Below are 26,968 nucleotides of genomic sequence, written 5' to 3'. Positions count from 1 at the left end.
TGACGCCGTACCCTCCGTCAGCCGCCGGCGTGCGCCGCCGCCGCGCTGGCCGGCAGCCCGGAACCGACATCGCATGATTTTTCAACAAGCCTTGCGACGCGAGCTCGCCTACACCGCCGGCGCGGTGTTCCTGGTCATGCTGACCTTCATGCTGACCTCGCTCGTGATCCGTATTCTCGGCATGGCCGCCACCGGCCGTGCCAGCCCCAACGACGTGCTGATGCTGATCGGCCTGGCCGCGCTCGGCTACCTGGCGATCCTGCTGTGCGCGACGTTGTTCATCTCCACGCTGATCGTGCTGACGCGCTGGTACAAGGACTCCGAGATGGTAGTCTGGTTCTCGGCCGGCCTGTCCCTGCGCGACTTCATCAAGCCCGTGCTGCAGTTCGCGGCGCCCTTCGTGATATTGGCGCTGTTCCTGGGCGCCTTCGCCTGGCCCTGGGCCAACCAGCAGAGCGCACTGTTCCGCGACCGCTTCCAGCAGCGCGGCGTGCTGTCGATGATCGCCGCCGGCCGCTTCATCGAGCCGGCCAACGGCAACTACGTGCTGTTCATCGAGAGCATCGACGGCGATATGCGCCATGCGCGCAATGTCTTCGTGGCCAATGCCGAGGCCGGCAAGGTCGGCGTGGCGCTGGCCCATCAGGGCCAGTTCGAGACCATGCCCAACGGCGACCGGCTGGTGGTGATGGAGGACGGCCGCCGCTATGCCGGCACCCCGGGCAAGCTGGATTACCGCATCGTCGAGTTCGACCGTTATGCGGTCAAAGTCGACAGCAAGCCGCCCGAGAGCGATGCCAACCTGCCGGTCAAGAGCCGCGACACCATCGAGCTGCTGCGCAATCCGACCAATGAAAACCTGGGCGAGCTGATCTGGCGGCTGTCGCTGCCGATCCTGGCCTTCAACTTCGTGCTGATCGCGATCCCGCTGGCCTATGTCAACCCGCGCCTGGGCCGCTATACGCCGCTGGTGTTCGCCGTGCTGATCTACCTGACCTACAGCAACCTGATCAACCTGTCGCAGGCCTGGGTCCGCTCCGGCTCGCTGCCCTTCGGGCTCGCCTGGTGGCCGTTCCACCTGCTCGCCTTCCTCGGCGCGGTGATGCTGTTCCGCTACCGCCAGCGTTACAGCCTCGGTGGCTGGCGCGCGGTGTTCGGGCTGCGCCGCCGCACCCCGCAGGGAGACCCGGCATGAGGTTGCTGCACGTCTACGAGCGCTACTTCGGCCGGCTGATCTATGGCGTCTTCGCGTTCATCCTGTTCGCGGTGCTGGCGCTGTTCGTGTTCTTCGACATGCTCAACGAGCTGGAGAACGTGACGGCCGGCTACACCTCGCTGGTCGCCTTCTTCCACGTCGTGCTGCAGGCGCCGACCCGAATCTACGAGGTGCTGCCGATCGCGGCGCTGATCAGCGCGATCTATGTGTTCTCGCAGCTGGCGAGCCAGTCCGAATACACGATCTTCCGCGTGGCCGGTCTCAATACGCGGCAGGCGCTGTTCTCGCTGTTCAAGCTGGCGGTTCCGCTGGCGATCGCGACGTTCCTGTTCGGCGAGTTCATCGGACCCAAGACCGAGCAGTACGCGCAGAAGGTCAAGCTCGATTCGCTGGGTGCGACGGTGTCGTCGGGCTTCCGCTCGGGCGTCTGGGTCAAGGACCGCGGCAAGGATCCGGCCACCGGCGGCGAGCTGACCCGCTTCGTCAACGTGGCCGGCCTGAAGCCGGACCAGACCATCAACGGCGTGACGATCTACGAATTCGACGGCGACTATCGCCTCAGCGTGATCCGCGTGGCCGAGGAAGGGCGCTACCGCGGCGACCAGTCATGGCAGCTGTCGAAGGTCACGGAAACCCGCTTCGCCGAAGCGCCGCCGCCGGCCGGCGCGCAGCGCGACGGGCTGGCGCCGGCGTTCCGGGCCGAGCGCAAGAGCTTTCCCGACATGACGATGCATTCGGAGCTGACGCCGCAGATCCTGTCGGTGCTGCTGGTGACGCCGGAGCGCATGTCGACGCTGGACCTGTTCCGCTATATCCGCCATCTGCGCGACAACAAGCAGGACACCCAGCGCTACGAGATCGCGTTCTGGAAGAAGGTGGTCTATCCGCTGACGCTGTTCGTGATGATGGCGCTGGCGCTGCCGTTCGCCTATCTGCACGCACGCGCCGGCGCGGTCGGCATCAAGGTGTTCGGCGGCATCATGCTGGGGCTGTCCTTCCACCTGTCCAACACGCTGTTCTCGCACGTGGGCCTGCTGCACACCTGGCCGCCGATCGTTTCCGCGCTGCTGCCCGGCACGCTGTACCTGCTGGTCGCGCTGACCGCGCTGCGCTGGGTCGACCGGCATTGAGCGATGGCCTCGCGCGCCGACCTGCCCAGCGACAAGCCGGCCCGCCAGGCGCTGGTGCTGTTCGCCCACGGCGCGCGCGATGCGCGCTGGCGCGAGCCGTTCGACAGGCTGCATGCGCGGCTGACCGCGATGCTGCCCGATTGCGCGGTCCGGCTGGCCTTTCTTGAACTGATGACGCCGGACCTGCCCGACACGCTGACGCAACTGGCCGCGCAGCAGATCGACGACATCCTGGTGGTGCCGGTGTTTTTCGGCCAGGGCGGCCATCTGCGCCGCGACCTGCCGGCGCTGCTCGACGATTGCCGCGCGCGGCTGCCCGGCATCCGGATCCGCAGCGCCGCGGCGGTCGGCGAGGCCGACAGCGTGCTCGACGCGATCGCCGCCTATTGCGCGGCTGCGCTCGCCGGCGCGGCGGGCGATGGTTCTGCCAACGATACCGCCAGCGATTCCGCCAACGCCTCCGCCGGCGATTGCGCCGACGGTCCCGCCGACGCGTCCACCAACCCCTCCGCCGGCAAGAATTGACGCCGCGGCATCATCGCGTCGCCACGATGAACAGCCGCGGAAACGGCAGCAGCACCACCCCATCGACCTGCGCCGGATAGGCTTCGGCGATCGCCGCCGTGTAGCGCGCGAGAAACGCCTCCCGCTGCCCGGCGTCCAGCGGCTCCAGGAAAGGCCGCAGACCTGTTCCCTTCAGCCATTCGACCACGGCCGGCGCGCCCGCCAGCGTGTGGTGATACGTCGTGCGCCAGATATCGACGCGGGCACAGTGCGGCCGCAGCAGGTCGTAGTACCAGCCCGCCGGCGGCAGCGTGGTGCGCGCGGCCGCGGCCTGCGACAGCGCCTGCGCCCACGGACCGTCCCCCGCGACCTCGCGCATCAGCCGATGGGTCGGCTGATCGAGGTTGTCGGGCATCTGCACGGCCAGGCTGCCGCCCGGCGCAAGGCGCTGGGCCAGCGACGGGAACAGCCCGGCATGGTCGGGCACCCATTGCAGCGCGGCGTTGGCGAGCACCAGATCGTACGGCCCCGGATCGCGCCAGGCGCTGATATCGCCGAGCTCGAACTGGAACTGCGGCAGCCGCTTGCGGGCGGCCTCGATCATGTCCTGCGAGCTGTCGAGGCCGACGATCCGCGCGTCGGGATAGCGCGCGGCCAGCACCTCGGTCGAATTGCCGGGGCCGCAGCCCAAGTCGATCGCGCTGCGAACGGTTTGCGTCGGCACGGCGGCGATCAGCTCGCGCGCCGGGCGCGTTCTCTCGTCTTCGAATTGCAGGTATTGGCTGGAGGACCATGTCATGGCGGCGGGCTCCGTGTGGCTTGGCGGTCGAGAATGCCGCAACGATACACCTGGCGCCTCGCGTTCGCATGCGGCGCCAGCGGGGACGGCGGCCTCGCCGGAGCCCCAATGGCCCAAAGCCCCAAAGCACCAGGGGCCTCCAGGCCCCCCGCCAGCCCGCCCTGCCCGCTGCTGGCATAATCGCCAGCAAAAAACCAGGGAACACCATGACCACAACCCGCGCCGCGCCCCGTACCGGACGCGTTTACCGCTACTACGATCTGGTGATGGTGGCCTTCGTCACCGTGCTGTTGTGCTCGAACCTGATCGGCGCGGCCAAGGCGGCGCAGGTCACGCTGCCCTGGATCGGCCCGGTGACCTTCGGCGCCGGCGTGCTGTTCTTCCCGGTCTCGTACATCTTCGGCGACGTGCTGACCGAGGTCTACGGCTATGGCCGCGACCGGCGCGTGGTGTGGGCCGGCTTCGCGGCGCTGGCCTTCGCGACCTTCATGAGCCTGGTGGTGCTGTCGATGCCGGTGGCGCCGTTCATGGCCGACTATCAGAAGAGCCTGGAGGACGTGTTCGGCAACACGTGGCGCATCGCGCTGGGCTCGCTGATCGCCTTCTGCTGCGGCAGCTTCACCAACAGCTACGTGCTGGCCAAGATGAAGCTGTGGACGCGCGGCCGCTGGCTGTGGACGCGCACGATCGGCTCGACGCTGGCCGGCGAGCTGGTCGACTCGTCGCTGTTCTACGTGATCGCGTTCTACGGCATCTGGCCGCTGGAGAAGGTGGTGCAGGTGGCGGTCGCGCAGTACGTGCTGAAGACCGGCTGGGAGGTCGTGATGACGCCGGTCACCTATCGCGTGGTGGCCTTCCTGAAGCGTGCCGAGGACGAGGACTGGTACGACCGCGATACCGACTTCACGCCGTTCCGGTTGCGGGTATAGCGTGGGAGATTGCGCTCGGCAATAACGCCGCGGCACAGCGCTGGAAGTTGCGCTCCGGAATAGCGCCGCGGAATAACGCCGGGGAATAGCGCCGGAGGATAGCGCCGACCGGAATCGGCGCTGCCGTAAGTCACGGCACGCGCCGATCGACCTCGTCCAGCGTCAGCGTGGCCAGGTGGCTGACGTCGGCCCACTGCGCCACGGTCAGCCGATGGCTGTCGCTGCGCAGGCGATTGACGCTGGCATTGAGCAGCTCGTGCTCGCGCGGCGCTTCCAGCGTCATGCCGGTGGCCTCGCGATACAGGCAGTCGAGCACGCCACCGTGCGCGACCAGCGCGATGCGCTCGCCCGGATGACGGCGCACCAGCGTCAGCACGACCTCGACGGCGCGCTCGTGGAAATCGCGCAGCGACTCGCCCTGCGGCGGCGCGTAGTCCGGCACGCGCGCCTGCCAGCGGGCGAAGTCCTCCGGCCGCTGCTGCGCGACCTCGGCATAGGTCATGCCCTCGAGCGTGCCGTAGCAGCGCTCGCGCAGGCGCGGCTCGGACTGTACCGGCACGCCCAGCGCTTCGGACAGCGGCGCCGCGGTCTGCATCGCGCGCGACAGGTCGCTCGAATAGATCGCGTCGACCGGTTCGCCCGCCAGCGAACTGGCCAGCGCGCGTGCCTGCGCGTGGCCGGTATCGTTCAGCGGGATATCGAGCTGCCCCTGCAGCCGCCGTTCGCGGTTCCAGGCCGTTTCGCCGTGTCGGATCACGATCAGATGGGTGATGGCCAGCAGCGACTGCGGCCCGGGCGTGAACGTCATGCCGTTTCCTTCGCGCGCGCCGGGTGCGCGCTTTTTCTTGGTGTTGGGGCTGCGGCGGCGTCAGCCGGCCGACTGCTTCGCCGCCAGTTTGGGGTTCAGGGTATAGGTGCCGGTCAGGCTGGCCTGGTCGAGCACGTGGCCTTCGATCGCCTCGCGCACCTGCGCGCCGGTGAAGCGGCCCTCGAGCGGCAGGCGGTCCAGATCCAGCGCATAGATCGTGAACACGTAGTGGTGCACGATCGCGTCGTTCCACGGCGGGCACGGGCCGTCGTAGCCGTAGTAGTCGCCCGCCATGTCCTTGTCGCCGGCGAACCAGCTGGTGTAGTCGTTGACGCCGTGGCGCAGGCCGCCCGCGGCCGCGGTGCCGCCGGTCGCTTCCGGACCTGGCTTGCCGCGCGCGATCACGCCGTCGCTGTGCGAGCCGGCCGAGATCGTCGTCAGGCCCGGCGGAATGTCGACCAGCACCCAGTGGAAGAAGTCCACGCGCGGCAGGCTGGCCGGGACTTCGCGGCCTTCCTGGTTGACGTCGTCGCCGCGGCTGGGCACGTCGCGATCGTGGCAGATCAGCACGAACGAGCGCGTGCCCGAGGGCGCGCCTTCCCAGTGCAGGTCCGGATTGCGGTTGCCGGACAGCGTGATGTGGTTGGCGGCATCCGGCACGGCAAAGGCGAACTCGCCGGGAATCGGCGCCATGTCGGCAAAGGCGTTGCTCCAGAGTCTCATGCTTGTCTCCTTGCGCTCAAGGGTTGGCCGCGCGGGGCGGCGTGGATGACGGGGACGGCGGCGACGGTGGCGGCACCCGCAGCCAGAACGTGACCGGGCCGTCGTTGACCAGGCTGACCTGCATCATCGCGCCGAACTCCCCGGTCTGCACCTCGGGATGCGCGGCGCGCGCGCGGGCGACGAAATGCTCGTACAGGCGGCGGCCGTCCTCGGGCGAGGCCGCCGGCGTGAAGCTGGGCCGCGTGCCGCTGTTGGTATCGGCGGCCAGCGTGAACTGCGACACCACCAGCAGGCCGCCTGGCGTGCCCTTGCCGTCGATGTCGCGCACCGGCAGGTTCATCTTGCCGGCGGCGTCCGAGAACACCCGATAGCCGAGCAGCTTGGCCAGCAGGCGCTCGGCCTCGCTCTCGGTGTCGCCGCGTTCGGCGCAGACCAGCGCCAGCAGGCCGGCACCGATCTCGCCGGTGACCCGGCCATCGACCGTCACGCTGGCTCGCGCCACGCGCTGGATCAACGCAATCATCGGGGCCGCCTCAGGACAGCGTCACGCGCGCGAAACGGCGCTTGCCGACCTGGACCACATAGGTGCCGGCCTCGACCTTCAGCGCCTTGTCGCTGATCTGGGTGCCATCGATGCGCACGCCGCCCTGCTCGATATTGCGGTTGGCCTCGGACGACGACGGCACCAGGTTGGCCTGCTTGAGCAGCTGCGCGATGCCCAGCGGCGCGCCGGACAGGCTGACTTCGGGGATGTCGTCGGGCACGCCGCCGCGGGCGCGGTGGTTGAAGTCCTCCAGCGCCTTGCCGGCATCGGCCGCGCTGTGGAAGCGCGTGACGATCTCCTGCGCCAGCATCACCTTGCAGTCGCGCGGGTTGCGGCCGAGCGCCACTTCCTGCTTCATCAGGTCGATCTCGGACATCGGGCGGAACGACAGCAATTCGTAGTAGCGCCACATCAGGTCGTCCGAGATACTCATCAGCTTGCCGAACATCTCGCTGGGCGGCTCGGTCACGCCGACGTAGTTGCCCTTGGACTTGGACATCTTCTCGACGCCGTCCAGGCCGACCAGCAGCGGCATGGTCAGGATGCACTGCGGCTCCTGGCCGTATTCCTTCTGCAGCTCGCGGCCGACCAGCAGATTGAACTTCTGGTCGGTACCGCCGAGCTCCAGATCGGACTTCAATGCAACTGAGTCGTAGCCCTGCATCAGCGGGTAAAGGAACTCATGGACCGAAATCGGAATCCCAGACCGGTAGCGCTTGGTGAAGTCGTCGCGCTCCATCATGCGGGCGACGGTGTACTTCGCGGCCAGCTGGATCATGCCGCGCGCGCCCAACGGGTCGCACCACTCGCTGTTGTAGCGGATCTCGGTCCTGGACGGGTCGAGCACCAGGCTGGCCTGGCGGTAGTAGGTCTGCGCGTTGGCTTCGATCTGTTCGCGCGTCAGCGGCGGCCGGGTGCTGTTGCGGCCGGACGGATCGCCGATGGTCGAAGTGAAGTCGCCGATCAGGAAGATCACGTGATGGCCGAGGTCCTGCAGCTGGCGCATCTTGTTGAGCACGACCGTGTGGCCGATGTGGATGTCCGGCGCGGTCGGATCCAGGCCCAGCTTGATCCGCAACGGCACGCCGGTCGCTTCGCTACGCGCCAGCTTCTGCAGCCATTCGGATTCGATCAGCAGTTCGTCGCAGCCGCGCTTGGACACTTCCAGCGCGTGCATCACGGACGGTGTCAGGGGGTAGGAGGTCGCGGCGCCGGAGGATACGTCGGTCATGACTTAAGTCGTTGAAATACATGAACATTCGGGCGGACACCGGGGAAGTTTTTGGTATAATCCGCCGATTCGGCCGGCCGGGAGCCATCCCGTAGGCCAACCGCCATTGTAGGCGGCAAACGAAAGACAGCCCGCGCCGCACCTCGGGGGAGGAAGGCAGACACGCACAGATCGTCGCGGCAGCGGAGCCCGAACCAAGGCAGAATTTTACGTGATGTGGTCCAGACTCCGCGAAGTTTTCGCGCGTGAGCTCGTGGTGCTCGTCGATCCGACCCATGCGCTGCATGCGCGCCGCCGCAAGCAATTGACGGCGTCGGTCGCGACCGTCTTTACGCTCGGCATGGCCGCCGCCATGGGCGTGGCACCGCGCACCGCCTACGACGATCCCGACGCGCCCCGCGTGGTCCAGGGCATGCGCCTGCCCGACCTGCGCGACCAGCTCGAGCGCCTGACCGATACCAGCGCCACCTTCGTACGCCAGGAGCGCATGCAGCGCGGCGACACCATCGCCACGCTGCTCAAGCGGCTCGGCGTGGACGACCCCGACGCGCAGGCCTTCATCCACAAGAACCCGACCGCGCGCGGCCTGTTCAAGCTCGAACCGGGCCAGATCGTGCAGGCGGAAGTCGACCAGAGCAATCTGCTGGTCTCGCTGCAGGCCAACATGGGCGGCGACGTCTCGATCTCGCGCCAGCTGGTGATCGAGCGCGCCGGCGACCTGGCCGATCCGGAGTACAAGGCCCGCATCGAGGTCGTCAAGAACGAGCTGCACTACGAGATGGGCTCGGGCACGATCGGCACGGGCGGCTTCTTCAAGGCGATGGACGCGGCCAACGTGCCCGATGAGGTGGTCGACCAGATGATCTCGATCTTCTCGGGCGTGATCGACTTCCACCACGACATCGTCAAGGGCGACCGCTTCCGCATCGTCTACGAATCGGGCTATCGCGACGGGGCCTTCGTGCGCAACGGCCGCGTGGTCGCCATCGAACTGATCAATCGCAACCAGCTGCACCAGGCGCTGTGGTACGCGCCGGACGGCAAGAACGGCGCCTACTACACCTTCGACGGACGCAGCATGAAGCGGCCGTTCCTGCGTTCGCCGGTCGAGTTCTCGCGGATGTCGTCCGGTTTCGGCGGCCGCGACCACCCGCTGCACCATCAGTGGCAGCAGCACAAGGGCGTGGACTTCGCCGCGCCGACCGGCACCAAGGTGTTCGCCACCGGCGATGGCGAAGTCGATTTCGTCGGGCAGCAGAACGGTTACGGCAACATCGTCGTCATCAGGCACCACAACGGCTACTCGACCTACTACGCGCATCTGTCGCGCTTTGCCGGCATCCAGCAAGGGCAGCGCGTGATGCAGGGGCAGCTGATCGGCTACGTCGGCTCGACCGGCTGGGCCACCGGTCCGCACCTGCACTACGAGTTCCGCCACAACGACGTGCCGCAGAACCCGTTGACGATCACGCTGATGGAATCGCCGGCGCTGACCGGTCGCGCGCGCCAGCAGTTCCTGAGCTACACCAGCGACATGCTGAGCCGGATCAACGCGCTGCGCACCTACAACGTCGCCTCCAACGGCAACTGACGCGGCACCGAGCGCACCGCCCCACGCCGCGATGCCCGCCACGCGCCCCGAACTCCTGATCGGCCTGATGTCCGGCACCAGCATGGACGGGGCCGACGGCGTGCTGGTGGACTTCGCCGGGGCGCAGCCCCGGGTCCTTGCGGCCAGCCACCAGCCCTTCCCCGACGACCTGCGCGCCGCCTTCGGCGCGCTGCAGCAGCCCGGCGACGACGAGATCCATCGCGAGGCGCTGGCCGCCAATGCGCTGGCGCGCGTCTATGCCGACTGCGTGGCCGCACTGTTGCGCGACGCCGCCGTGCAGCCCGACGCCGTCGCGGCGATCGGCGCGCATGGCCAGACCATCCGCCACCGTCCCGGCCGCTACGACGGCATCGGCTATACGCGCCAGAGCCAGCATCCGGCGCTGCTCGCCGAGCTGACCGGCATCGACGTCATTGCCGATTTCCGCAGCCGCGATGTCGCCGCGGGCGGACAGGGCGCGCCGCTGGTGCCGGCCGTGCACCAGGCGCTGTTCGGCCTGGCCGGCGAGACCCGCGTGGTCTGCAATATCGGCGGCATCTCCAATATCAGCGTGCTGCCCGGCGATGGCGGGCCGGTGATCGGCTTCGACTGCGGCCCGGGCAATGCGCTGCTGGACCACTGGATCGCGCGCCATCGCGGCCAGCCCTTCGACGGCAACGGCGACTGGGCGGCCGGCGGCCGCATCGACGAGGCGCTGCTGGCGCGGCTGCTCGACGAGCCCTATTTCAAGCAAACCCCGCCGAAGAGCACCGGCCGCGACCTGTTCCATCCGGCCTGGCTGGACGCGCAACTGCAGGACGCCGAACGCGACCCGCAGCACGTGCAGGCCACGCTGGCGGCGCTGACCGCCGAAGCGATCGCCCGGGATATCCGCCGCCATGCGCCGGACGCGCGGCGCCTGATTGTCTGCGGCGGCGGGGCCCGCAACGGCTTTGTGATGGCGCGCCTGGCGGCCGCCCTGCCCGGCGTCACCGTGCAAACCTCCGACGATTTCGGCGTGCCGGTCCTGCAGGTCGAGGCGCTCGCCTTTGCCTGGCTGGCGCGCCAATGCCTGCGCCGCGTGCCGGGCAATATGCCGACCGTGACCGGCGCCGCCGGTCCGCGCGTACTGGGCGCGATTTACCCGCGCTGATCGCGCCGGCGACGCGGCGCGGTCGGCCTCACGCTTCTCGCGTACCGTGGACTGGCGGATTGGCCGACCGGCGGACCGGCGGACCGGTCTCAGCGGGCCGCGCCGGCCTGCCCCTCCTCGTGCAACGCCACGGCACCCCGTTCCAGCTCGACCCACCGAATGAAGGCCTCCGCCACCGGCGAGGGCCGGATCGATTCCGCCCGCGCCAGCACCACGCGCTGCGGCGTCACGGTCTCGCGCAATGGGCGGCAGGCGATCGGCGTACCGTCGTAGCTGCGATCGCCGGCCGGTCGCGTGCAGGACAGCGCCACGCCATAGCCGTGCGCGACCAGGCCGCGCTGCATCTCGAAGGTCTGCGTGTACTGATGCAGCTGCGGGTACAGGCCGTGGGCCCAGAACAAGGACAGGAAATACTCGCGCGTCTGCGCGATGTCCTCGAGGATCAGGCGCTCGCCGGCCAGCTCGGCAAGGCTGACGTCCGGCTGCGCGGCCAGCGGATGCTCGGCCGGCAGCAGCGCATAGGGGGCCAGCTCGGCAAGGCGCCAGCGCAGCACGCGGTGGTCGAAGCCGAGGTCGTAGGTCAGCGCAAGCTCGGCCTTGCCGGCGTGCAGCGTGCGCGCAACCGTGGCCAGATCCGCCTCGAACAGCGTCACGGCGACGCCGGGATGGCGGGCGCGAAAACCGGCCAGCAGCGCCGGCACATGGTAGGGACCGAGGTCCTGGAAGCAGACCAGCGACAGCTGGCCGCTCAGCGTCGCCGCCTCGCCCTCGTCGGCGCCGATGCCTGCCGCCAGCGCCAGGATGTCGCGGGCGCGCGCCAGCAGCCTTTGGCCCGCCGGGGTCAGCGCCAGTCCGCGGCTGACCTGCCGGCGGAACAGCGGCGTACCTAGGATCTGTTCGAGCTGGCCGATCGCCAGCGACACCGAGGGCTGCGACACATGCCGCACGCGCGCCGCGCCGCTGATGCTGCCCTGCTCGGCGACGGCGACAAAGTATTCGAGTTGGCGGAAGGAGAAGGCGATCATCGCGAGCGTGGCGGGCTGGGCCTGGGGGCCAGGGAGCCGGAACCCGGGACGGGCCCGGGGGGCGGGGTCGGGGTCGGGGTCGGGGTCGGGGTCGGGGTCGGGGTCGGGGTCGGGGTCGGGGTCGGGGTCGGGGTCGGGGTCGAGATAGGGGTCGGGGCCGCTTTATAGAGAGAGGCTATATTGAAGCATAGAAAATATATGCTTTCCCTATTCAGAGGGGCCCTCGATACTGTCGTCGCGGACCGATATCACTCAGGGGGAGCCATGGAAATCAGCGCCACGCAGATCGAGACCTACCAGCGCGACGGCGCGCTGGTCCTACGGGGTGCCTTCAGCGGCTGGGTCGAGCGGTTGCGCGAAGGCTTCGAGCAGAACCTGGCGTCGCCGGGGCCGTTTGCCATCGAGAACGTGCGCAGCGGCGAGAGCGGCCGCTTCTTCGAGGACTACTGCAACTGGCAGCGCATTCCCGCCTTCGCGGCCTTCATGCGGGAGTCGCCGGCGGCCGCGATCGCGGGGCAACTGATGCGCTCGCAGGCGGCCCAGGTCTTCCACGAGCACATCCTGGTCAAGGAACCCGGCACGGCCAAGCCGACGCCCTGGCATCAGGACCTGCCCTATTACTGCGTCGACGGCTGGCAGACCGCCAGCTACTGGATTCCGCTGGACCCGGTCACTACCGCCAACACGCTGCGCGTGGTGCTCGGCTCGCATCGCTGGCCCAGGCTGGTACGGCCCAAGCGCTGGGCCAGCAACGACAACTTCTATGCCGGCGACGACGCCTTCATGGAGATGCCCGACGTCGAGGACGGTTCGCACCGGATCCTGACGCCGGAGCTGGAGCCGGGCGACGCGGTGGTGTTCGATTTCCGCACCGTCCATGGCGCCGCCGGCAATACCGGCACCGGACGCCGGCGCGCGTTTTCCGCGCGCTTTCTCGGCGACGATGTGCGCTACATCGCCCGCCCGGGCCGCACCTCGCCGCCCTTCCCGGGCATCGGGCTCGCCGACGGAGAGCGCATGCGCGAGGACTGGTTTCCGGTGGTCTGGCGGGCGACGCAGTAAGACCCGCGGCCGCCGCCGGAAATTGGGGGTAACAGCAGGGGCTGACAGGAGGGGGCAACCGAAGCGGCAACCGAAGCGGCAACCGACCGAGCAACCGATGGAGCAACCGATGGAGCAATAAAGAGGGCAACAAAAAAGCGCACCGGCTGGTGCGCTTTTTCTTTGCCGAGGCGGACTGGCGTCAGACCGAGAACGACGAGCCGCAACCGCAGGTGGTCGTGGCGTTCGGGTTCTTGATCACGAACTGGGCGCCGTTGATGTCTTCCTTGTAGTCGATCTCCGCGCCAACCAGATACTGGTAGCTCATCGAGTCGATCAACAGGGTGACGCCGTTCTTGACCATCGTGGTGTCGTCCTCATTCACTTCCTCGTCGAACGTGAAGCCGTACTGGAAGCCGGAACAACCGCCGCCCTGCACGAAGACGCGCAGTTTCAGATCGGCATTGCCCTCTTCCTCGATCAACTGCTTGACCTTGTCGGCGGCGCTGTCGGTAAAGACGAACGGGGCCGGCACGTCCTCGGTAACGGGTGCCTCTGCGACTGCGTTCATGGGGTTCTCCTATTTAGATACGCCGGTATTCTAAGCGCACTGGAAAGATCGTGCCGATCCCCCATCGATTCAAGGGGCATGGTTCACGCGCATTTCCGGGCGCGCGGCCTCAGGCGCTTTCTTCGCTGCCTGCGGCCAGTTTCAAGTTGGGCAACTGCTTGGGCTCGGTGTTCCCGAGCGGAACCAGACGGCCCTCGACAATCGCGCCCTGGTGCATTTCCAGAGCCGCGTAATGCACTTCGCCCTGCACACGGGCCTGCGGCTGCAGTTCCAGCAACTCGGCCGCATGGACCGGACCGGTCACCGTGCCGTTCAGCACCAGATGGCCGACCTTGACCTCGCCCTCGACCACGCCGGTCTCGCTGACCACCAGCATGCTGGGCTGATCGGCCACGGCCAGAACGTTGCCGCGCACGCGGCCGTCGAGCCGCAGGCCGCCCGAGAAGTGGAGGTCGCCTTCGACGACGGTCTGGCGACCGATCAGGGTGTCGATCGTCAACCCTTTCTTCTTCGAAAACAGCATCGCGGCCTCACTGGGAAACTTGGGAAAGCGCCATTGTATCCATGACGATGCATTGTGCGGCCAACTGCCCGTACCACCGTGATGCGGCAACAACGCTGCTGGCAACGATGCTCCAAAGCAAAGGCGCACCAGGCAACGACGCTCCAGACGGCGACGCTACCAAAACAAAAACCGCACGACAGGCGTGCGGTTCTTGCTGGCTGCGCAATCCGGGACAGGATCCCGGCTTGCCCGGCGCATCAACGCTTCGAGAACTGCTTGCGACGACGTGCCTTGTGCAGACCGACCTTCTTGCGCTCGACTTCACGCGCATCGCGGGTGACGAAGCCGGCCTTGGACAGCGCGGACTTCAGCGTGGCGTCATAGTCGATCAGCGCGCGGGTGATGCCGTGGCGCACCGCACCGGCCTGGCCGGTTTCGCCGCCGCCGGTCACGTTGACCTTGATGTCGAAGGTCTGTGCGTGGGCGGTCAGTTCGAGCGGCTGGCGCACGATCATCAGCGAGGTTTCGCGAGCGAAGTACTCGTTGATGGGCTTGCCATTGACGACGATGTCGCCCTTGCCCGACTTGATGAAGACACGAGCCACAGCGCTCTTGCGGCGGCCAGTACCGTAGTTCCAATTTCCGATCATGGATGGCCCCCTTAGATTTCCAGCGCCTTGGGCTGCTGCGCTTCATGCGGATGCTCGGCTTCGGCGTACACCTTCAGCTTCTTGATCATCGCATAGCCCAGCGGACCCTTCGGCAGCATGCCCTTGACAGCCTTCTCCAGGGCGCGGCCCGGGAAGCGCTGTTGCATCTTGCCAAACGTGGTTTCGTAGATACCGCCCGGGTAGCCCGAGTGGCGGTAGTACTTCTTGTCGGTTTCCTTCGTGCCGGTGACACGCAGTTTGGCCGCGTTGACGACGATGATGTAATCGCCCGTGTCGACGTGCGGAGTAAATTCCGGCTTGTGTTTGCCGCGCAGACGGCGTGCCACTTCGCTGGCGACACGGCCGAGGACTTTGTCCGTCGCGTCAATCACGAACCAGTCGCGCTTTACCTCATGAGGCTTGGCGGAAAAGGTTTTCATGATCTTTCCTGAGACTTGTAGAACCTGCCCGTAACATGACTTTCGTCGTCGGCCGGCCCTTTGGACCTGACCTTCCTGCTTGTGTGTGCAGGCTCTCCCTGAGTTCTTCTTCCGCGGGCATGACGGAAAAGCCCTCGATTATACTTGCGGTTCGCCGCCCGGCACAAGCAAACAATGCGTTTGCCGTCAAGAGATCGGGGCATGCAGTGTCTCGCGGACCGCTTTTTCCAGGAAAGGAAGCGGCGCAGGGGCGAAAAAAAACCCAAGCCGCTGAGGCTTGGGTTTGAATCCACCAAAGGAGGAGGGTGGAGGAGACACTGGGAGAACAACGGGACGGGGCCGGCGGTGCGGGCTGGCGTCGGGAAACTGCCTCGGTCGCTTCGACCACCCTTCGCTTTCGCACTCTGGCGGGCCATCGGCGCGCCGTCGTTCAATGGTTGAAATTATACATGACGGCTTGTGCGATGCAAGAAAATTTGCAGTGCGAAATGGCATTTCGTAATGCAAAAAATTGTCACGGCGACGACAGCCAGCAGAAAAGCTTAAAATTCAACAACTTACGGATAGGCCGAGATGTCATCAAACTGACATCTTAGAGGTTTCCCTCGGTTTTCCGCCCGTTTGAGCGGCAAAGACACCACACGGCGCACGGAAAATTTGAGGAAAATGCAAGCGCTCGATGCACGCGCATCGCAGCATCGAAACGAAACATTGAGAGCAGGAACGAACGAAATGGAATGCAAGGTCACCTGGATGGGCAACGACGGCATGAGCTTCGTGGCGCAGACCGGCAGCGGTCACCTCGTCGCGATGGACGGTGCCCCGGAGGGCGGCGGCCACAACCTGGCGCCGCGGCCGATGGAGATGGTGCTGCTCGGCACCGGCGGCTGCACCGCCTATGACGTGGTGCTGATCCTGAAGCGCGGACGCCACGACGTGCGCGGCTGCTCCGTCACGCTGCAGGCAGACCGGGCCGCCGAGGATCCGAAGGTGTTCACCCGCATCCACTTCAAGTTCACGGTGACCGGCCGCAACCTGAACCCGGCGACCGTCGAACGCGCGGTGCAGCTGTCGCACGACAAGTACTGCTCGGCGTCGATCATGCTGGCCAAGACGGCCGAGATCAGCCACAGCGTCGAACTGGTCGAGGTGTAAGACCGGAAAGCTTGATACCGGCGCGTCGGCGCCTTTGAGGCGTTCCCGGCGCGCCGCACCGGGAAGCGAATTCGAAGCGAAGCAGGCCGATAAGCCGGATTCTGTGCGCGACGCACGGGCCTTGCGATCCGCGCGCGCGTGACAACCATTCCTCTAGGCCGACCGTTACCGGCCGGCTCCAGCTCCCTACCCGCAGACTCGGCGGGCCGCTTCATCGTCTGCCTATTTGGGATTGCTCCGGGTGGAGGTTACCGCGTTTCACCCTTCGCACCGGGCAAAACCCGGCGCGAAGACTCGTCTCTGTGGCCCTATTCCGCACGTTGCCGTGGATGGCTGTTAGCCACCACCCTGCCCTGTGGAGTCCGGACTTTCCTCCCCTCGCCCGTTGCCGGGCAAGCAGCGGTTGTCTGTCCTGCTTCGCGGGCCGCAGTCTAGCACCTTTGGGTCGATCCCGCCGGTCGCGCCGGCCTCGCCAGTACCGCTTGCATCGCCGATATCGTTGATACCGCCGGGACCGCTGATACCGCCGGGACCACTGGGACCACTGGGACCACTGGGACCGCCGGGACCGCGGCGGCCGGGGCGGAACACCGTGGTGTCGTCGTAGAAAGCGGGATCGGCATTGGCCGGCCACCAGTGCGGAATGCCGAGCACCGGCAGCGGCGCGAAGCTGCTTCGGCCCCGCAGCTGCGCCTGCGCGAGCATCTCGGCCAGCGGCCCATCCAGCGTCTGCGCCGTGGCCGGATGCGGATCGGCGAGCGAACGGGCGATCGGCCAGGCGTGCGCCGTGATGGACTTGTAGGGTGCGACCAGTTTTTCCAGCAGCGCATGGCCGAACGGCACCACGGCGCAGCGATCAGCCCACGCGCCGCGGCCGTCGACGAACAGTTCGCGCCAGCGAAATCCCCTTAGCGCCGCCTCCAGCCGCGGCTCGGCGCAGACGAACAGCACCGCGTTCTCGTCGAACAGCGTCGCCGCGTCGCGCAACGGCCCGCGCGTGGGCTGCACGCCGTGCGCGGCGATGGCCGTGGCCTGCAGCCGGTTCAGCATCGCCTTCGTGCGCGGGAAATGCAGCCAGATCAGGCCGTTGAAAAAGTCGTGCAGGTTCTCGCGGGTCGGCACCTCGCCGTGCGCGTGGATATGGGCCTCGTAGGCGCTGCCGGGCGGCAGCGTGTGCTGCGGGACGAAGCGCAGCGGCAGACCGGCGGCATTGGTCAGCCCCTGTGCGGCGGCAAAGGCATCGAGCGCCGCATGAACCGGCCGGCCCTGGCCGACCTCGGCCGCGATCGCGGCGCCCGCCCGCGCGAACGGTGCAAACCAGGGCCGGGACCAATCGACCCGGGCCAGCCGCTGCGCCAGGTCGACGGCAGGCGTGAGGCCCTGGACAGCAGGCTGCAGGCCCTCGACGGCCCGCTCAGCGCTGGGACCGCCCACCGCTCAGGCGGCCAGCGCGGCCTTCCATTGCAGCGTCTCGCCGCCCCGCAGCGGCACCAGCTCCGTCTCGCCGTACGGCAGCGCTTCGGGCAGCTGCCACGGCTCGCGCCGCAGCGTCAGCGTGCCGGTATTGCGCGGCAGGCCGTAGAAGTCGGGCCCGTGGAAACTGGCGAAGCCTTCCAGCTTGTCGAGCGCGCCGGCGGCATCGAAGGCCTCGGCATACAACTCCATCGCATGCAGCGCGGTATAGCAGCCCGCGCAGCCGCAGGCGTGCTCCTTCAGGCCGCGCGCGTGCGGCGCGCTGTCGGTGCCGAGGAAGAAGCGCGGGTTGCCCGATACCGCCGCGGCCACCAGCGCCTGGCGATGCGTCTCGCGCTTGAGCACCGGCAGGCAGTAGTAATGCGGGCGGATGCCGCCGATGAAGATCGCGTTGCGGTTGTACAGCAGGTGATGCGCGGTGATGGTCGCGCCGATCGGCCCTTCGGCCTCGCGCACGTAGTCGGCCGCGTCCTTGGTCGTGATGTGTTCGAACACGACCTTCAGCCCCGGGAAATCGCGGCGCAGCGGCGTCATCACGCGCTCGATGAAGACCGCCTCGCGATCGAACAGGTCGATCTCGCTGTCGGTGACCTCGCCGTGCACCAACAGCGGCAGGCCGACGCGCTGCATCGCCTCCAGCGCCGCGCTGCAGCGGCGGATGTCGGTCACGCCGGCATCGCTGTTGGTGGTCGCGCCAGCCGGATACAGCTTGACCCCATGGACGAAGCCGCTCGCCCTGGCGGCGACGATCTCGTCGGCCTGCGTGTTGTCGGTCAGGTACAGCGTCATCAGCGGCTCGAACGACAGGCCGGCCGGCAGCGCCGCCAGGATGCGGGCGCGATAGGCCTGCGCCTGCGCCACCGTGGTGACCGGCGGCTTCAGGTTCGGCATCACGATGGCGCGGGCGAACTGGCGCGCGGTATCGGGCAACACGGCAGCGAGGGCGGCGCCGTCGCGCAGATGCAGGTGCCAGTCGTCGGGGCGGGTGATGGTCAGGGTCTGGGTCATGACTTCGGCAAATCGAAAGCGTGGGATTGAGCGGTCGGCAGCGGTCCGCAGCGGCGGCGGCGGGCGGCGTGGACGATTGGCGATTACAGGATCAGGATGGCACGGTAGTCGTTGACGTTGGTGCGGGTCGGCCCGGTCACGACCAGGTCGCCGATCGCATCGAACAGGCCCCAGGCATCGTGCGCCTCCAGCTGGCGGCGCGCCGGCATGCCGGCCGCCTCGGCGCGGGCCAGCGTGCCCGGGTCGGCCAGCGCGCCGGCATTGTCCTCCGAGCCGTCGATGCCGTCGGTATCGGCGGCGATCGCATGCACGTCGGCCACGCCCTCCAGTTCGATCGCCAGTGACAGCAGGAATTCGGAGCAGCGGCCGCCGCGGGCGCGTCCGGCGCCGGCCTTGGGCAGCGTCACGGTGCATTCGCCGCCGGAGATCAGCGCCACCGGCGCGGCAAACGGCGCATTGTACGCGCGGATTTCGCGCACCAGCGCCGCGTAGACGCGCGCTACCTCGCGGGCCTCGCCCGTGACGGTATCGCCGAGGATCACCGGGGTCACGCCGTGCGCGCGGAACACCTCGGCGGCGGCCGCCAGGCTGCCGTGCGCGGTGGCGATCATGCGGTTGTCGACGCGCGCGAACAGCGGATCGCCGGGCTTCGGCGTCTCGGCATGCTCGCCGCGCGCGCCGGCCTCGAGATAGGCCTGCACCGCGGGCGGCACGCGGGCCTCGTAGCGGCGCAGGATCGCCAGCGCATCGTCGTAGGTGCTGGGATCGGCGACGGTCGGACCCGACGCGATGGCGCTGGGATCGTCGCCGGCGACGTCCGAGACGATCAGCGTGGTCACCGGCGCGCGGCTGGCCTGGGCCAGGCGCCCACCCTGGATGCGCGACAGATGCTTGCGCACCACGTTCATCTCGGTGATCGGCGCCCCGCAGCGCAGCAGCTCCTGCGTGGTGGCGCGCAGATCGGCCATCGACACGCCCTCGGCGGGCAGCGACAGCAGGCTGGAGCCGCCGCCGGAGACCAGCACGATCAGCCGGTCCTCGGGCCCGAGCGCCTGCACGCGGGCCAGGATTTCCGCCGCGGCGCGCTCGCCCGCCTCGTCCGGCACCGGGTGGCCGGCCTCGATGACTTTCACATGTTCGGTCGGCAGGCCATGCGCGTAGCGCGTGACGACCAGCCCTTCGAGCGCGACGCCGGCACCGGCATAGGCGCGCTCGACCGCCAGCGCCATCGACGCCGCGGCCTTGCCGGCGCCGACCACCAGCGTGCGGCCCTGGCGGCTCGGCGGCGGCAGGTACGCGTCGACGATGCGCAGCGGATCGGCGGCCGCGACCGCCGCATCGAAGCTCGCGCGCAGCAGCGCGCGCGGGTCCATGCCCGGCTTGGTGGTCTCGCTCACAGCGCTTCCGCGATCGCGCGGCCGAGGTCGGCGGTGCCGGCGTTGCCGCCGATATCGCGCGTCAGCGGCGCGTGCGCGGGCCCGGCGGCCAGCACCGATTCGATCGCGCCCAGCACCGCCGCGCCGGCATCCGCATGGCCCAGGTGTTCGAGCATCATCGCCCCGCACCAGATCTGACCGATCGGATTGGCGATGCCGCGGCCGGCAATATCGGGCGCGGAGCCGTGCACCGGCTCGAACAGGCTGGGATAGGTTCGCTCCGGATTGATATTGGCCGACGGCGCGACGCCGATGGTGCCGGTACACGCGGGGCCAAGGTCCGACAGGATGTCGCCGAACAGGTTGCTGGCCACCACCACGTCGAACCAGTCCGGATGCAGCACGAAGTTCGCGGTCAGGATGTCGATGTGGTACTTGTCGACCTTCAGGTCCGGATAGTTCGCCGCCATCGCCTCGACCCGCTCGTCCCAGTAGGGCATCGTGATCGAGATGCCGTTGGACTTGGTGGCCGAGGTCAGATGCTTCTTCGGACGCTTGCTGGCCAGCTCGAAGGCGAACTTCAGGATGCGGTCGACGCCGATCCGGCTCATCACCGTTTCCTGGATCACGACCTCGCGCTCGGTGCCCGGGAACATGCGGCCGCCGATGCTGGAATACTCGCCCTCGGTGTTCTCGCGCACCACGTAGAAGTCGATGTCGCCGGGCTTGCGGTCGGCCAGCGGGCTGCGGATGCCGGGCATCAGCCGGACCGGGCGCAGGTTCACGTACTGGTCGAAGGCGCGGCGGAACTGCAGCAGCGAGCCCCACAGCGACACATGGTCGGGTACCGTGGCCGGCCAGCCCACCGCGCCGAAATAGATCGCGTCATAGCGCGACAGCGTATCGAACCAGTCGTCCGGCAGCATCTTGCCGTGGCGGGCGTAGTAGTCGCAGCTGGAAAAATCGAAATGGTCCCACTGCAGGTCGATGCCGAAGCGACGCGCGGCGGCGTCCATCACGCGGACGCCTTCGGGCATCACTTCGGTGCCGATCCCGTCTCCAGGGATCACGGCAATCTTGTATTGGCTCATGGCGGAGGGCTCGATGTGGAGGCTGGTTGAGGCTGGTTGAGGCTGGTTGAGGCTGGTTGAAGCTCGTTGCAGCGAAGTAGCGGCTGGTGGAAGCGGATCGCCGGGCGATTCGGCTGCCTCGGGCTGCCACGCCAGCGCACCGCGCCGGCGGCCGCGGCCGTGCTTGGCAGAACGCCCGGCCCGGCGGGATAATGTCGCAATTCTATTGCAATCGGCCGGCCCTCACGCCGTCCCGGTCCCACGCCATGTGCCAGCTGCTCGGCATGAACTGCGCCACGCCGACCGACGTGACGTTCTCCTTCACCGGCTTCGCCGCGCGCGGCGGCGTCACGGATCATCATGCCGACGGCTTTGGCGTGGCCTTCTTCGAGGACAAGGCCTGCCGCCTGTTCATCGACAACCAGTCGGCGGGTACCTCGCCGGTGGCCGAACTGATCAAGAACTACCCGATCAAGTCGAAGAACGTCATCTCCCATATCCGCAAGGCCACGCAGGGCACGGTGCGGCTGGAGAACTGCCATCCGTTCATGCGCGAGCTGTGGGGCCGCCACTGGATCTTCGCCCACAACGGCGACCTGAAGGGCTTCGCGCCGTTCCTGTCTGGGGTCTATCAGCCGGTCGGCGACACCGACAGCGAGCTGGCGTTTTGCGCGCTGATGCAGGGCCTGCGCAAGCGTTTCCCCGGCTCGCAGCCGCCGCTGAACGAGCTGTGCCACGCGCTGGCCGACATCACGCGCGAGATCACGCTGTACGGTGTCTTCAACTATCTGCTGAGCAATGGGCAGGCGCTGTTCGCGCACTGTTCGACGCGGCTGTATTACCTGGTGCGCCAGTGGCCGTTCTCGACCGCGCATCTGATCGATGCGGACCTGTCGATCGACTTCGCCCAGGTGACCACGCCGGAAGACCGCGTGGCGGTGATCGCCACCGCGCCGCTGACCGACGATGAAGTGTGGACGCCGTTCGCGCCGGGGGAATTGATGATGTTCGAGGCCGGCCAGCCGACGATGACGCTGACGGTGCCGATTCCGCCCGAGGTGCAGGCGCGCAACGCGGCCAATTCGGCCTGTACTTGAAGGGGGGTGACGCCCCTCTCCCGCAAGCGGGAGAGGGGCCGGGGGAGAGGGAGCCCTCTGCTCAGTGCTGCAGGATCTTCGACAGGAACTGGCGCGCCCGCTCCGAACGCGCCTCGATATTGCCGAAGAACTCCTCCTTCGGCGTGTCCTCGACGATGCGGCCCTGGTCCATGAAGATCACGCGGTTCGCCACCTTGCGGGCAAAGCCCATCTCGTGGGTCACGCACATCATCGTCATGCCCTCGTGGGCCAGCTGCACCATCACGTCCAGCACTTCATTGACCATCTCGGGGTCCAGCGCCGAGGTCGGCTCGTCGAACAGCATGCAGATCGGATCCATCGACAGCGCGCGCGCGATCGCCACGCGCTGCTGCTGGCCGCCCGACAGCTGACCCGGAAACTTGTTGGCCTGGTTCTTCAGGCCCACGCGCTCCAGGTACTTCATGCCCTTGGCCATCGCCTCGTCGCGCGAGCGGCCCAGCACCTTGATCTGCGCGATGGTCAGGTTCTCGGTGATCGACAGGTGCGGAAACAGCTCGAAGTTCTGGAACACCATGCCGACGCGCGAACGCAGCTTCGGCAGATCGGTCTTCGGTCCGCCAACGGGGGTGCCGTCGACAAAGATCTCGCCCTTCTGGAAGGGCTCGAGCGCATTGACGGTCTTGATCAGCGTGGACTTGCCCGAACCGGACGGGCCGCACACCACCACCACTTCACCCTTGGCCACGCGGGTGGTGCAATCGGTCAGCACCTGGAAGGAGCCGTACCACTTGGAAACGTTATTGATTTCGATCATACAGCCACCTTTTTCTGGTATCGCTTGACCAGCAACGATGCGGAAAAACAGATCACGAAATAGACCAGACCCGCGAACAGCAGCATCTCGACGATGCGGCCATCGCGTTCGCCGATGCCATACGCCTGCCCGAAGAAATCGGCCAGCGCGCTGACGTAGACCAGCGAGGTATCCTGGAACAGGATGATGCCCTGCGTCAGCAGCAGCGGCACCATGTTGCGGAACGCCTGCGGCAGCACCACCAGCCGCATGGTCTGCCCATAGGTCATGCCGAGCGCCTGCGCCGCGTACATCTGCCCGCGCGACACGCTCTGGATGCCGGCACGGATGATCTCCGAGTAATAGGCCGCCTCGAACAGCGCGAACGCGACCAGCGCGGACGTCATGCGCAGATCGGTCGCGGGCGACAGATTGAAGATGCCCTGCAGCACCTGCGGAATGATCAGGAAGAACCAGAGCAGCACCATCACCAGCGGTATCGAGCGGAACACGGTGACGTAGCCCTGCGCAAACCAGTTCAGCGGCTTGACCGAGGACAGGCGCATCATCGCCAGGATGGTGCCCCAGACGATGCCGACCACCACCGCGGTGGCGGTGATCTTGAGCGACACCATCATGCCCTCGCCGAGCACGTGCAGCGTATCGGCGTTGATCGAGGTGAAATCGAATGAATAAGCCATCGCGTTCCCCTTACTTGCTGCCGATGAAGCCCGGCACGCGCGTGCGCTTTTCCACCCAGCGCATTCCCAGCATGACGACGATATTGATCAGCGCGTACATCAGCGTGACCGCGATGAAGGACTCGTACGGCCGCGCCGTGTAGTCGACCAGCTGGCGCCCCTGCGCCGCCAGTTCCAGCAGGCCGATCGTCGACGCCACCGCCGAGTTCTTGAAGATGTTCAGGAATTCGGAGGTCAGCGGCGGCACGATGACGCGGAACGACATCGGCAGCAGCACGTAGCGATAGGTCTGCGGCAGCGTGAAGCCCATCGCCAGGCCGGCGTTGCGCTGTCCCGGCGGCAGCGAGTTGATGCCCGAGCGCACCTGTTCGCAGATCCGCGCGGCGGTAAAGGTGCCGAGGCAGAACATCGCGGCCAGGAATTGCTGGGTGAACGGATTCATCTGCTTGATCGATTCGCCGAACGGCAGCAATTCGGGAACGACGAAATACCAGATGAACAGCTGCACCAGCAGCGGAATATTGCGGAAGATTTCGACGTAGGTGGCCGCGATACCCGACAGGAATTTATTCGGAACCGTGCGCAATACGCCGAGAATCGAGCCGATGATCAGGGCGATTACCCACGAAGTCAGGCCGAGCGCGATGGTGACCTTCAGACCGGAAATCATCCAGTCGAGATAGGTCTCGTTCATCGCGGCTTCTTCGAGGAAAACACCCCAATGCCAGTTGTAATTCATGATGCGTCCTCAAAAAGAAACGGAAGGACATGCCTTCGCGCACGCCTTCCGTTTCACACGCGTGACTGGAGCCGAATCAGTCGAGCGCCTTGTCGTTCGGGTTCTTGATGAGTGCCTTCATGTCGTCGGACATCGGGAAGTCCAGGTTCAGGCCCTTCGGCGGCACCGGCTGGGTGAACCACTTGGCGTAGAGGTTGTTGATCTCGCCGCTCTTCATCAGATTGGCGATCACCGTGTCGGCGACCTTCTTGAACGGGGCATCGTCCTTGCGCAGCATGCAGCCGTACGATTCGCGCGACTGCGGCTTGCCGGTGACGACCCAGTCGGCCGGGTTGCGTGCCTTGGCGCGCTCGCCGTACAGCAGCGCGTCGTCCATCATGAAGGCGGCGGCGCGGCCCGACTCCAGCGTCAGGAACGACTGGCCGTGGTCCTTGGTGCTGATGATGTTCATGCCCAGCTTCTGCTGGTCGTTCATCGTGCGCAGCAGGCGCTCGGACGTGGTGCCGGCGGTGGTGACGACGTTCTTGCCCTTCAGGTCGGCCCAGTCCTTGATCCCGCTGTCCTTCTTGGTCATGAAGCGGGTGCCGATGATGAAGATGGTATTGCTGAAGGCAACCTGCTTCTGGCGGTCGAGGTTATTGGTGGTCGAGCCGCACTCGATATCGATGGTGCCGTTCTGCAGCAGCGAAATGCGGTTCTGCGAGGTGATCGGAATTTCCTTGACCTGCAGATTCGGCAGCTTCAGCTGGTCCTTGATCGCCTCGACGATCTTGACGTTGATGTCATAGGAATAGCCGACGGTGCGGACGCCGCCGAGGTTATAGCTGAAGGGAATCGACGATTCCCGCACGCCCAGCGTAATGACACCCGTGTCTTTGATCTTCTTCAGCGTGCCGGTCAATTGCTCGGCCGCTTGTGCGGTACCGCACAGCACGCCTGCCGCAATCATCAGCGCAGCCAGTTTGGCAACCTTCATAACATCTCCTTGACCATGAGAGAAAGGCGGGACTCTAACAAGAAACGTGCCGCCGACGAAATAGTATTGCGCAAGCCGACGCTGCAATACAACGGGTATTTCCCTAGCCGCCGCTGTCCGGCAATCGGCTGCGCCACGCGGCTGTAATAAAAAAAGCGGCAGCCGGAATCTCCGGCTGCCGCCTCGCTTGTCGTCCGGACCCCGCCTTGGTGCATCGCAGCATGGCGCATGCCCCGGCGCGGGTCCGATTGCCCCGATTTCGCGCTGGGCGATCAGGGATACAGGCCGCGCATTTCGCGCGCCTGCAGGATACGGGTACAGGCAATGATGAACGCCGCGGTCCGCAGCGTGACCTTGTTCTCCTGCGCGACCTGCCAGATGGAGCGGAACGCCTCTTGCATGATCCGTACCAGCCGTTGGTTGATTTCCTCTTCGGTCCAGAAGAAGCTGGAGAAGTCCTGCACCCATTCGAAGTACGACACCGTGACGCCGCCGGCGTTGGCGATCACGTCCGGCGCCACCAGGATATTGCGCTCGCGCAGGATATCGTCGGCCTCGGGCGTGGTCGGGCCGTTGGCGCCCTCGATGACCATGCGGGTCTTGATGTGGGGCGCGTTGGCGGCGGTGATCTGGCCTTCCAGCGCGGCCGGGATCAGGATCTCGCTCTCGGTCTGCCAGAACTGCTCGGCGCTGATGGTCTCGGCGCGGAAGCCGTCGATGGTGCCGTTGTGCGCGACGTGTTCGATCAGCGCCGGCACGTCCAGGCCGGCCGGGTCGAACAGCGCGGTCTTGTGGTCCTGCACCGCGATGACCTTGGCGCCGGCCTCGTGGAACAGCTTGGCGGCGACGCTGCCGACATTGCCGAAGCCCTGCACGACGATGCGCGCGCCCTTGATTTCCAAGCCCAGGTTGCGCGCGGCCTCGGCGCCCACGACGAACACGCCGCGACCGGTCGCCTCGCGGCGGCCCAGCGAGCCGCCCAGCGAGATCGGCTTGCCGGTGACCACGCCGGTCGACGTGCTGCCCTCGTTCATCGAATAGGTGTCCATCATCCACGCCATCACCTGTTCGTTGGTGTTGACGTCCGGGGCCGGGATGTCCTTGTTCGGCCCGATGATGATGTTGATCTCGCTGGTATAGCGGCGCGTCACGCGTTCGAGCTCGGCGCGCGACAGCTTGCGCGGGTCGACGCGGATACCGCCCTTGGCGCCGCCGTACGGCACGTTGACGGCGGCGTTCTTGATCGACATCCAGGCCGACAGCGCCATCACCTCGGACAGGGTCACGTCCTGGTGGAAGCGCACGCCGCCCTTGCCCGGGCCGCGCGAGGTGTTGTGCTGGACGCGATAGCCCTCGAAGTGGGCGATGGTGCCGTCATCCATCTCGATCGGCACGTCGACCACCAGCGCGCGCTTGGGGCGCTTGAGCGTTTCGACCCAGCGGGCCAGCGAGCCCAGGTAGGGAGTCACGCGGTCGACCTGTTGCAGGTAGATGCCCCAGGGGCCGAGGTTGTCGGCGTTCAGATAGGAGGGGACGGAATGCGCGGAAGCGGTGATGATCGGCGAATCGGAAGACATCGTGGTTATCCGGAAATGGAATGGCGACAAGCTTAGGGGCGCCGCGCCGCGGAAATCCAATGCCGTTTGTTCATTCGGTCATGCCGGAAATGCATAACCTTGCGAGAGCGCGATCCACTCCGCCGAAGTGGGGTGCCGGGCGTTGCCGGGCGTTGCCGGGA

At 66.9% G+C, this 26,968-nt stretch carries 27 protein-coding genes, 1 other RNA gene and 1 pseudogene; 9 read left to right on the top strand and 20 right to left on the bottom strand.

Translation table 11 applies throughout. From position 1 onward, the window contains the following. Positions 1-73 precede the first annotated feature (73 nt). Genes lptF through KZ686_RS06310 form a run of 3 tightly spaced genes read left to right on the top strand, consistent with a single transcriptional unit; the run spans position 74 to position 2,871 of the window. Positions 74-1,195 (top strand): LPS export ABC transporter permease LptF, encoded by a 1,122-nt coding sequence (gene lptF / locus KZ686_RS06320; protein WP_149317681.1) that lies wholly within the window; start codon positions 74-76, stop codon positions 1,193-1,195. Next, the gene (gene lptG, locus KZ686_RS06315) at positions 1,192-2,346 is read left to right on the top strand and encodes an LPS export ABC transporter permease LptG (protein ID WP_265633245.1); all 1,155 of its coding nucleotides are present in this window, start codon (positions 1,192-1,194) and stop codon (positions 2,344-2,346) included. Before lptF ends, lptG begins: the two co-directional genes overlap by 4 nt. Positions 2,347-2,349: 3 nt before the next feature. Further along, entirely contained in the window at positions 2,350-2,871 is a 522-nt protein-coding gene (locus KZ686_RS06310; RefSeq protein WP_265633244.1) for a sirohydrochlorin chelatase, read from the top strand. A 10-nt stretch (positions 2,872-2,881) separates the two neighbouring features. Here the strand turns inward: KZ686_RS06310 and tam are convergent, their stop codons facing one another. Further along, positions 2,882-3,649, bottom strand: coding sequence for a trans-aconitate 2-methyltransferase (tam, locus tag KZ686_RS06305; protein WP_265633243.1), 768 nt, complete (start codon positions 3,647-3,649; stop codon positions 2,882-2,884). Between the two features lie 206 nt (positions 3,650-3,855). Here tam and KZ686_RS06300 point away from each other — a divergent pair, with 206 nt between their 5' ends. Next, a complete protein-coding gene (locus tag KZ686_RS06300; RefSeq protein ID WP_149317677.1) occupies positions 3,856-4,578 on the top strand; it encodes a queuosine precursor transporter in 723 nt (240 codons plus the stop codon). A gap of 130 nt (positions 4,579-4,708) precedes the next feature. Here the strand turns inward: KZ686_RS06300 and KZ686_RS06295 are convergent, their stop codons facing one another. From KZ686_RS06295 to tyrS, 4 genes are read right to left on the bottom strand one after another with little or no spacing between them, the layout of a single operon-like run. Beyond that, the gene (locus KZ686_RS06295) at positions 4,709-5,386 is read right to left on the bottom strand and encodes a histidine phosphatase family protein (protein WP_149317676.1); all 678 of its coding nucleotides are present in this window, start codon (positions 5,384-5,386) and stop codon (positions 4,709-4,711) included. 60 nt (positions 5,387-5,446) lie between these two features. Then, positions 5,447-6,109: a YbhB/YbcL family Raf kinase inhibitor-like protein gene (locus KZ686_RS06290; protein ID WP_149317675.1), complete on the bottom strand. Its 663-nt coding sequence runs from the start codon at positions 6,107-6,109 to the stop codon at positions 5,447-5,449. 16 nt (positions 6,110-6,125) lie between these two features. Continuing rightward, positions 6,126-6,632, bottom strand: a complete 507-nt coding sequence (gene dtd, locus KZ686_RS06285) for a D-aminoacyl-tRNA deacylase (RefSeq protein ID WP_265633242.1) — start codon at positions 6,630-6,632, stop codon at positions 6,126-6,128. A gap of 10 nt (positions 6,633-6,642) precedes the next feature. Beyond that, positions 6,643-7,884 carry a tyrosine--tRNA ligase gene (tyrS, locus tag KZ686_RS06280; RefSeq protein ID WP_149317673.1) on the bottom strand — a complete coding sequence of 414 codons (1,242 nt, stop codon included), beginning with the start codon at positions 7,882-7,884 and terminating at the stop codon, positions 6,643-6,645. Between the two features lie 214 nt (positions 7,885-8,098). Between tyrS and KZ686_RS06275 the strand changes: the two genes are divergently transcribed. Both KZ686_RS06275 and KZ686_RS06270 read left to right on the top strand, forming a co-directional pair. After that, on the top strand, positions 8,099-9,475 hold the full coding sequence (locus KZ686_RS06275; RefSeq protein ID WP_150084450.1) for a M23 family metallopeptidase: 1,377 nt from the start codon (positions 8,099-8,101) through the stop codon (positions 9,473-9,475). A 31-nt stretch (positions 9,476-9,506) separates the two neighbouring features. After that, positions 9,507-10,628, top strand: coding sequence for an anhydro-N-acetylmuramic acid kinase (locus tag KZ686_RS06270; protein WP_265633241.1), 1,122 nt, complete (start codon positions 9,507-9,509; stop codon positions 10,626-10,628). Positions 10,629-10,717: 89 nt separating this feature from the next. Here KZ686_RS06270 and KZ686_RS06265 read toward each other — a convergent pair whose 3' ends face one another. Continuing rightward, the gene (locus KZ686_RS06265; RefSeq protein WP_150084454.1) at positions 10,718-11,653 is read right to left on the bottom strand and encodes a LysR substrate-binding domain-containing protein; all 936 of its coding nucleotides are present in this window, start codon (positions 11,651-11,653) and stop codon (positions 10,718-10,720) included. A 264-nt stretch (positions 11,654-11,917) separates the two neighbouring features. Between KZ686_RS06265 and KZ686_RS06260 the strand changes: the two genes are divergently transcribed. Next, the gene (locus KZ686_RS06260) at positions 11,918-12,715 is read left to right on the top strand and encodes a phytanoyl-CoA dioxygenase family protein (protein WP_150084456.1); all 798 of its coding nucleotides are present in this window, start codon (positions 11,918-11,920) and stop codon (positions 12,713-12,715) included. A gap of 181 nt (positions 12,716-12,896) precedes the next feature. Here KZ686_RS06260 and erpA read toward each other — a convergent pair whose 3' ends face one another. From erpA to rplM, 4 genes are all read right to left on the bottom strand, one after another. Continuing rightward, positions 12,897-13,265 carry an iron-sulfur cluster insertion protein ErpA gene (gene erpA / locus KZ686_RS06255; RefSeq protein ID WP_149317668.1) on the bottom strand — a complete coding sequence of 123 codons (369 nt, stop codon included), beginning with the start codon at positions 13,263-13,265 and terminating at the stop codon, positions 12,897-12,899. A 109-nt stretch (positions 13,266-13,374) separates the two neighbouring features. Further along, entirely contained in the window at positions 13,375-13,788 is a 414-nt protein-coding gene (locus KZ686_RS06250; protein ID WP_149317667.1) for a bactofilin family protein, read from the bottom strand. A gap of 239 nt (positions 13,789-14,027) precedes the next feature. Beyond that, a complete protein-coding gene (gene rpsI, locus KZ686_RS06245; RefSeq protein WP_006576929.1) occupies positions 14,028-14,420 on the bottom strand; it encodes a 30S ribosomal protein S9 in 393 nt (130 codons plus the stop codon). Positions 14,421-14,431: 11 nt separating this feature from the next. After that, positions 14,432-14,860 carry a 50S ribosomal protein L13 gene (gene rplM / locus KZ686_RS06240; RefSeq protein ID WP_006576930.1) on the bottom strand — a complete coding sequence of 143 codons (429 nt, stop codon included), beginning with the start codon at positions 14,858-14,860 and terminating at the stop codon, positions 14,432-14,434. A 732-nt stretch (positions 14,861-15,592) separates the two neighbouring features. Between rplM and KZ686_RS06235 the strand changes: the two genes are divergently transcribed. Beyond that, on the top strand, positions 15,593-16,015 hold the full coding sequence (locus KZ686_RS06235; RefSeq protein ID WP_006576931.1) for an OsmC family protein: 423 nt from the start codon (positions 15,593-15,595) through the stop codon (positions 16,013-16,015). A gap of 74 nt (positions 16,016-16,089) precedes the next feature. On the opposite strand, the gene rnpB is transcribed toward KZ686_RS06235, so the two are convergent. The 5 genes and pseudogenes from rnpB to KZ686_RS06210 form a co-directional block, all read right to left on the bottom strand. Next, an RNA gene (gene rnpB / locus KZ686_RS06230) (RNase P RNA component class A) lies at positions 16,090-16,434 on the bottom strand. Between the two features lie 147 nt (positions 16,435-16,581). Then, positions 16,582-17,413: pseudogene (locus KZ686_RS06225) on the bottom strand (DUF3025 domain-containing protein); the annotation flags it as partial. Positions 17,414-17,452: 39 nt separating this feature from the next. After that, positions 17,453-18,496 carry a dihydroorotase gene (gene pyrC, locus KZ686_RS06220; protein ID WP_150084457.1) on the bottom strand — a complete coding sequence of 348 codons (1,044 nt, stop codon included), beginning with the start codon at positions 18,494-18,496 and terminating at the stop codon, positions 17,453-17,455. 83 nt (positions 18,497-18,579) lie between these two features. Then, on the bottom strand, positions 18,580-19,869 hold the full coding sequence (locus KZ686_RS06215; protein ID WP_265633424.1) for a glycerate kinase type-2 family protein: 1,290 nt from the start codon (positions 19,867-19,869) through the stop codon (positions 18,580-18,582). A gap of 20 nt (positions 19,870-19,889) precedes the next feature. After that, complete coding sequence (locus KZ686_RS06210) at positions 19,890-20,963, bottom strand: tartrate dehydrogenase (protein ID WP_149317665.1); 1,074 nt, start codon at positions 20,961-20,963, stop codon at positions 19,890-19,892. A 245-nt stretch (positions 20,964-21,208) separates the two neighbouring features. Between KZ686_RS06210 and KZ686_RS06205 the strand changes: the two genes are divergently transcribed. Beyond that, entirely contained in the window at positions 21,209-22,039 is an 831-nt protein-coding gene (locus KZ686_RS06205; RefSeq protein ID WP_149317664.1) for a class II glutamine amidotransferase, read from the top strand. 61 nt (positions 22,040-22,100) lie between these two features. Here KZ686_RS06205 and KZ686_RS06200 read toward each other — a convergent pair whose 3' ends face one another. The 5 genes from KZ686_RS06200 to KZ686_RS06180 all read right to left on the bottom strand — a co-directional run bounded on the left by KZ686_RS06200 (position 22,101) and on the right by KZ686_RS06180 (position 26,807). Continuing rightward, entirely contained in the window at positions 22,101-22,835 is a 735-nt protein-coding gene (locus KZ686_RS06200; RefSeq protein WP_149317663.1) for an amino acid ABC transporter ATP-binding protein, read from the bottom strand. Then, the gene (gltK, locus tag KZ686_RS06195; RefSeq protein WP_149317662.1) at positions 22,832-23,515 is read right to left on the bottom strand and encodes a glutamate/aspartate ABC transporter permease GltK; all 684 of its coding nucleotides are present in this window, start codon (positions 23,513-23,515) and stop codon (positions 22,832-22,834) included. Before gltK ends, KZ686_RS06200 begins: the two co-directional genes overlap by 4 nt. Before the next feature lie 10 nt (positions 23,516-23,525). Next, positions 23,526-24,254: an amino acid ABC transporter permease gene (locus tag KZ686_RS06190; RefSeq protein ID WP_006578983.1), complete on the bottom strand. Its 729-nt coding sequence runs from the start codon at positions 24,252-24,254 to the stop codon at positions 23,526-23,528. 76 nt (positions 24,255-24,330) lie between these two features. Continuing rightward, complete coding sequence (locus KZ686_RS06185; protein WP_149317661.1) at positions 24,331-25,230, bottom strand: glutamate/aspartate ABC transporter substrate-binding protein; 900 nt, start codon at positions 25,228-25,230, stop codon at positions 24,331-24,333. Between the two features lie 272 nt (positions 25,231-25,502). Then, positions 25,503-26,807 carry a Glu/Leu/Phe/Val family dehydrogenase gene (locus KZ686_RS06180; protein ID WP_149317660.1) on the bottom strand — a complete coding sequence of 435 codons (1,305 nt, stop codon included), beginning with the start codon at positions 26,805-26,807 and terminating at the stop codon, positions 25,503-25,505. Between the last annotated feature and the right edge of the window lie 161 nt (positions 26,808-26,968).

This window comes from Cupriavidus cauae, assembly GCF_026210475.1.
In the GTDB taxonomy this organism is placed as follows: domain Bacteria; phylum Pseudomonadota; class Gammaproteobacteria; order Burkholderiales; family Burkholderiaceae; genus Cupriavidus; species Cupriavidus cauae.
This window is presented reverse-complemented; position numbering and strand designations above follow the sequence as displayed.

Coding starts and splice junctions, on each gene's coding strand:
- rpsI (WP_006576929.1), bottom strand. CDS start 14,420: ATGATCGGAAATTGGAACTACGGTACTGGCCGCCGCAAGAGCGCTGTG.
- KZ686_RS06295 (WP_149317676.1), bottom strand. CDS start 5,386: ATGACGTTCACGCCCGGGCCGCAGTCGCTGCTGGCCATCACCCATCTG.
- gltK (WP_149317662.1), bottom strand. CDS start 23,515: ATGGCTTATTCATTCGATTTCACCTCGATCAACGCCGATACGCTGCAC.
- KZ686_RS06190 (WP_006578983.1), bottom strand. CDS start 24,254: ATGAATTACAACTGGCATTGGGGTGTTTTCCTCGAAGAAGCCGCGATG.
- tyrS (WP_149317673.1), bottom strand. CDS start 7,884: ATGACCGACGTATCCTCCGGCGCCGCGACCTCCTACCCCCTGACACCG.
- KZ686_RS06250 (WP_149317667.1), bottom strand. CDS start 13,788: ATGCTGTTTTCGAAGAAGAAAGGGTTGACGATCGACACCCTGATCGGT.
- KZ686_RS06270 (WP_265633241.1), top strand. CDS start 9,507: ATGCCCGCCACGCGCCCCGAACTCCTGATCGGCCTGATGTCCGGCACC.
- KZ686_RS06265 (WP_150084454.1), bottom strand. CDS start 11,653: ATGATCGCCTTCTCCTTCCGCCAACTCGAATACTTTGTCGCCGTCGCC.
- KZ686_RS06300 (WP_149317677.1), top strand. CDS start 3,856: ATGACCACAACCCGCGCCGCGCCCCGTACCGGACGCGTTTACCGCTAC.
- KZ686_RS06200 (WP_149317663.1), bottom strand. CDS start 22,835: ATGATCGAAATCAATAACGTTTCCAAGTGGTACGGCTCCTTCCAGGTG.
- dtd (WP_265633242.1), bottom strand. CDS start 6,632: ATGATTGCGTTGATCCAGCGCGTGGCGCGAGCCAGCGTGACGGTCGAT.
- KZ686_RS06205 (WP_149317664.1), top strand. CDS start 21,209: ATGTGCCAGCTGCTCGGCATGAACTGCGCCACGCCGACCGACGTGACG.
- erpA (WP_149317668.1), bottom strand. CDS start 13,265: ATGAACGCAGTCGCAGAGGCACCCGTTACCGAGGACGTGCCGGCCCCG.
- KZ686_RS06260 (WP_150084456.1), top strand. CDS start 11,918: ATGGAAATCAGCGCCACGCAGATCGAGACCTACCAGCGCGACGGCGCG.
- KZ686_RS06185 (WP_149317661.1), bottom strand. CDS start 25,230: ATGAAGGTTGCCAAACTGGCTGCGCTGATGATTGCGGCAGGCGTGCTG.
- lptG (WP_265633245.1), top strand. CDS start 1,192: ATGAGGTTGCTGCACGTCTACGAGCGCTACTTCGGCCGGCTGATCTAT.
- lptF (WP_149317681.1), top strand. CDS start 74: ATGATTTTTCAACAAGCCTTGCGACGCGAGCTCGCCTACACCGCCGGC.
- KZ686_RS06275 (WP_150084450.1), top strand. CDS start 8,099: ATGTGGTCCAGACTCCGCGAAGTTTTCGCGCGTGAGCTCGTGGTGCTC.
- KZ686_RS06235 (WP_006576931.1), top strand. CDS start 15,593: ATGGAATGCAAGGTCACCTGGATGGGCAACGACGGCATGAGCTTCGTG.
- KZ686_RS06210 (WP_149317665.1), bottom strand. CDS start 20,963: ATGAGCCAATACAAGATTGCCGTGATCCCTGGAGACGGGATCGGCACC.
- tam (WP_265633243.1), bottom strand. CDS start 3,649: ATGACATGGTCCTCCAGCCAATACCTGCAATTCGAAGACGAGAGAACG.
- KZ686_RS06215 (WP_265633424.1), bottom strand. CDS start 19,869: ATGGACCCGCGCGCGCTGCTGCGCGCGAGCTTCGATGCGGCGGTCGCG.
- KZ686_RS06180 (WP_149317660.1), bottom strand. CDS start 26,807: ATGTCTTCCGATTCGCCGATCATCACCGCTTCCGCGCATTCCGTCCCC.
- pyrC (WP_150084457.1), bottom strand. CDS start 18,496: ATGACCCAGACCCTGACCATCACCCGCCCCGACGACTGGCACCTGCAT.
- KZ686_RS06310 (WP_265633244.1), top strand. CDS start 2,350: ATGGCCTCGCGCGCCGACCTGCCCAGCGACAAGCCGGCCCGCCAGGCG.
- KZ686_RS06290 (WP_149317675.1), bottom strand. CDS start 6,109: ATGAGACTCTGGAGCAACGCCTTTGCCGACATGGCGCCGATTCCCGGC.
- rplM (WP_006576930.1), bottom strand. CDS start 14,860: ATGAAAACCTTTTCCGCCAAGCCTCATGAGGTAAAGCGCGACTGGTTC.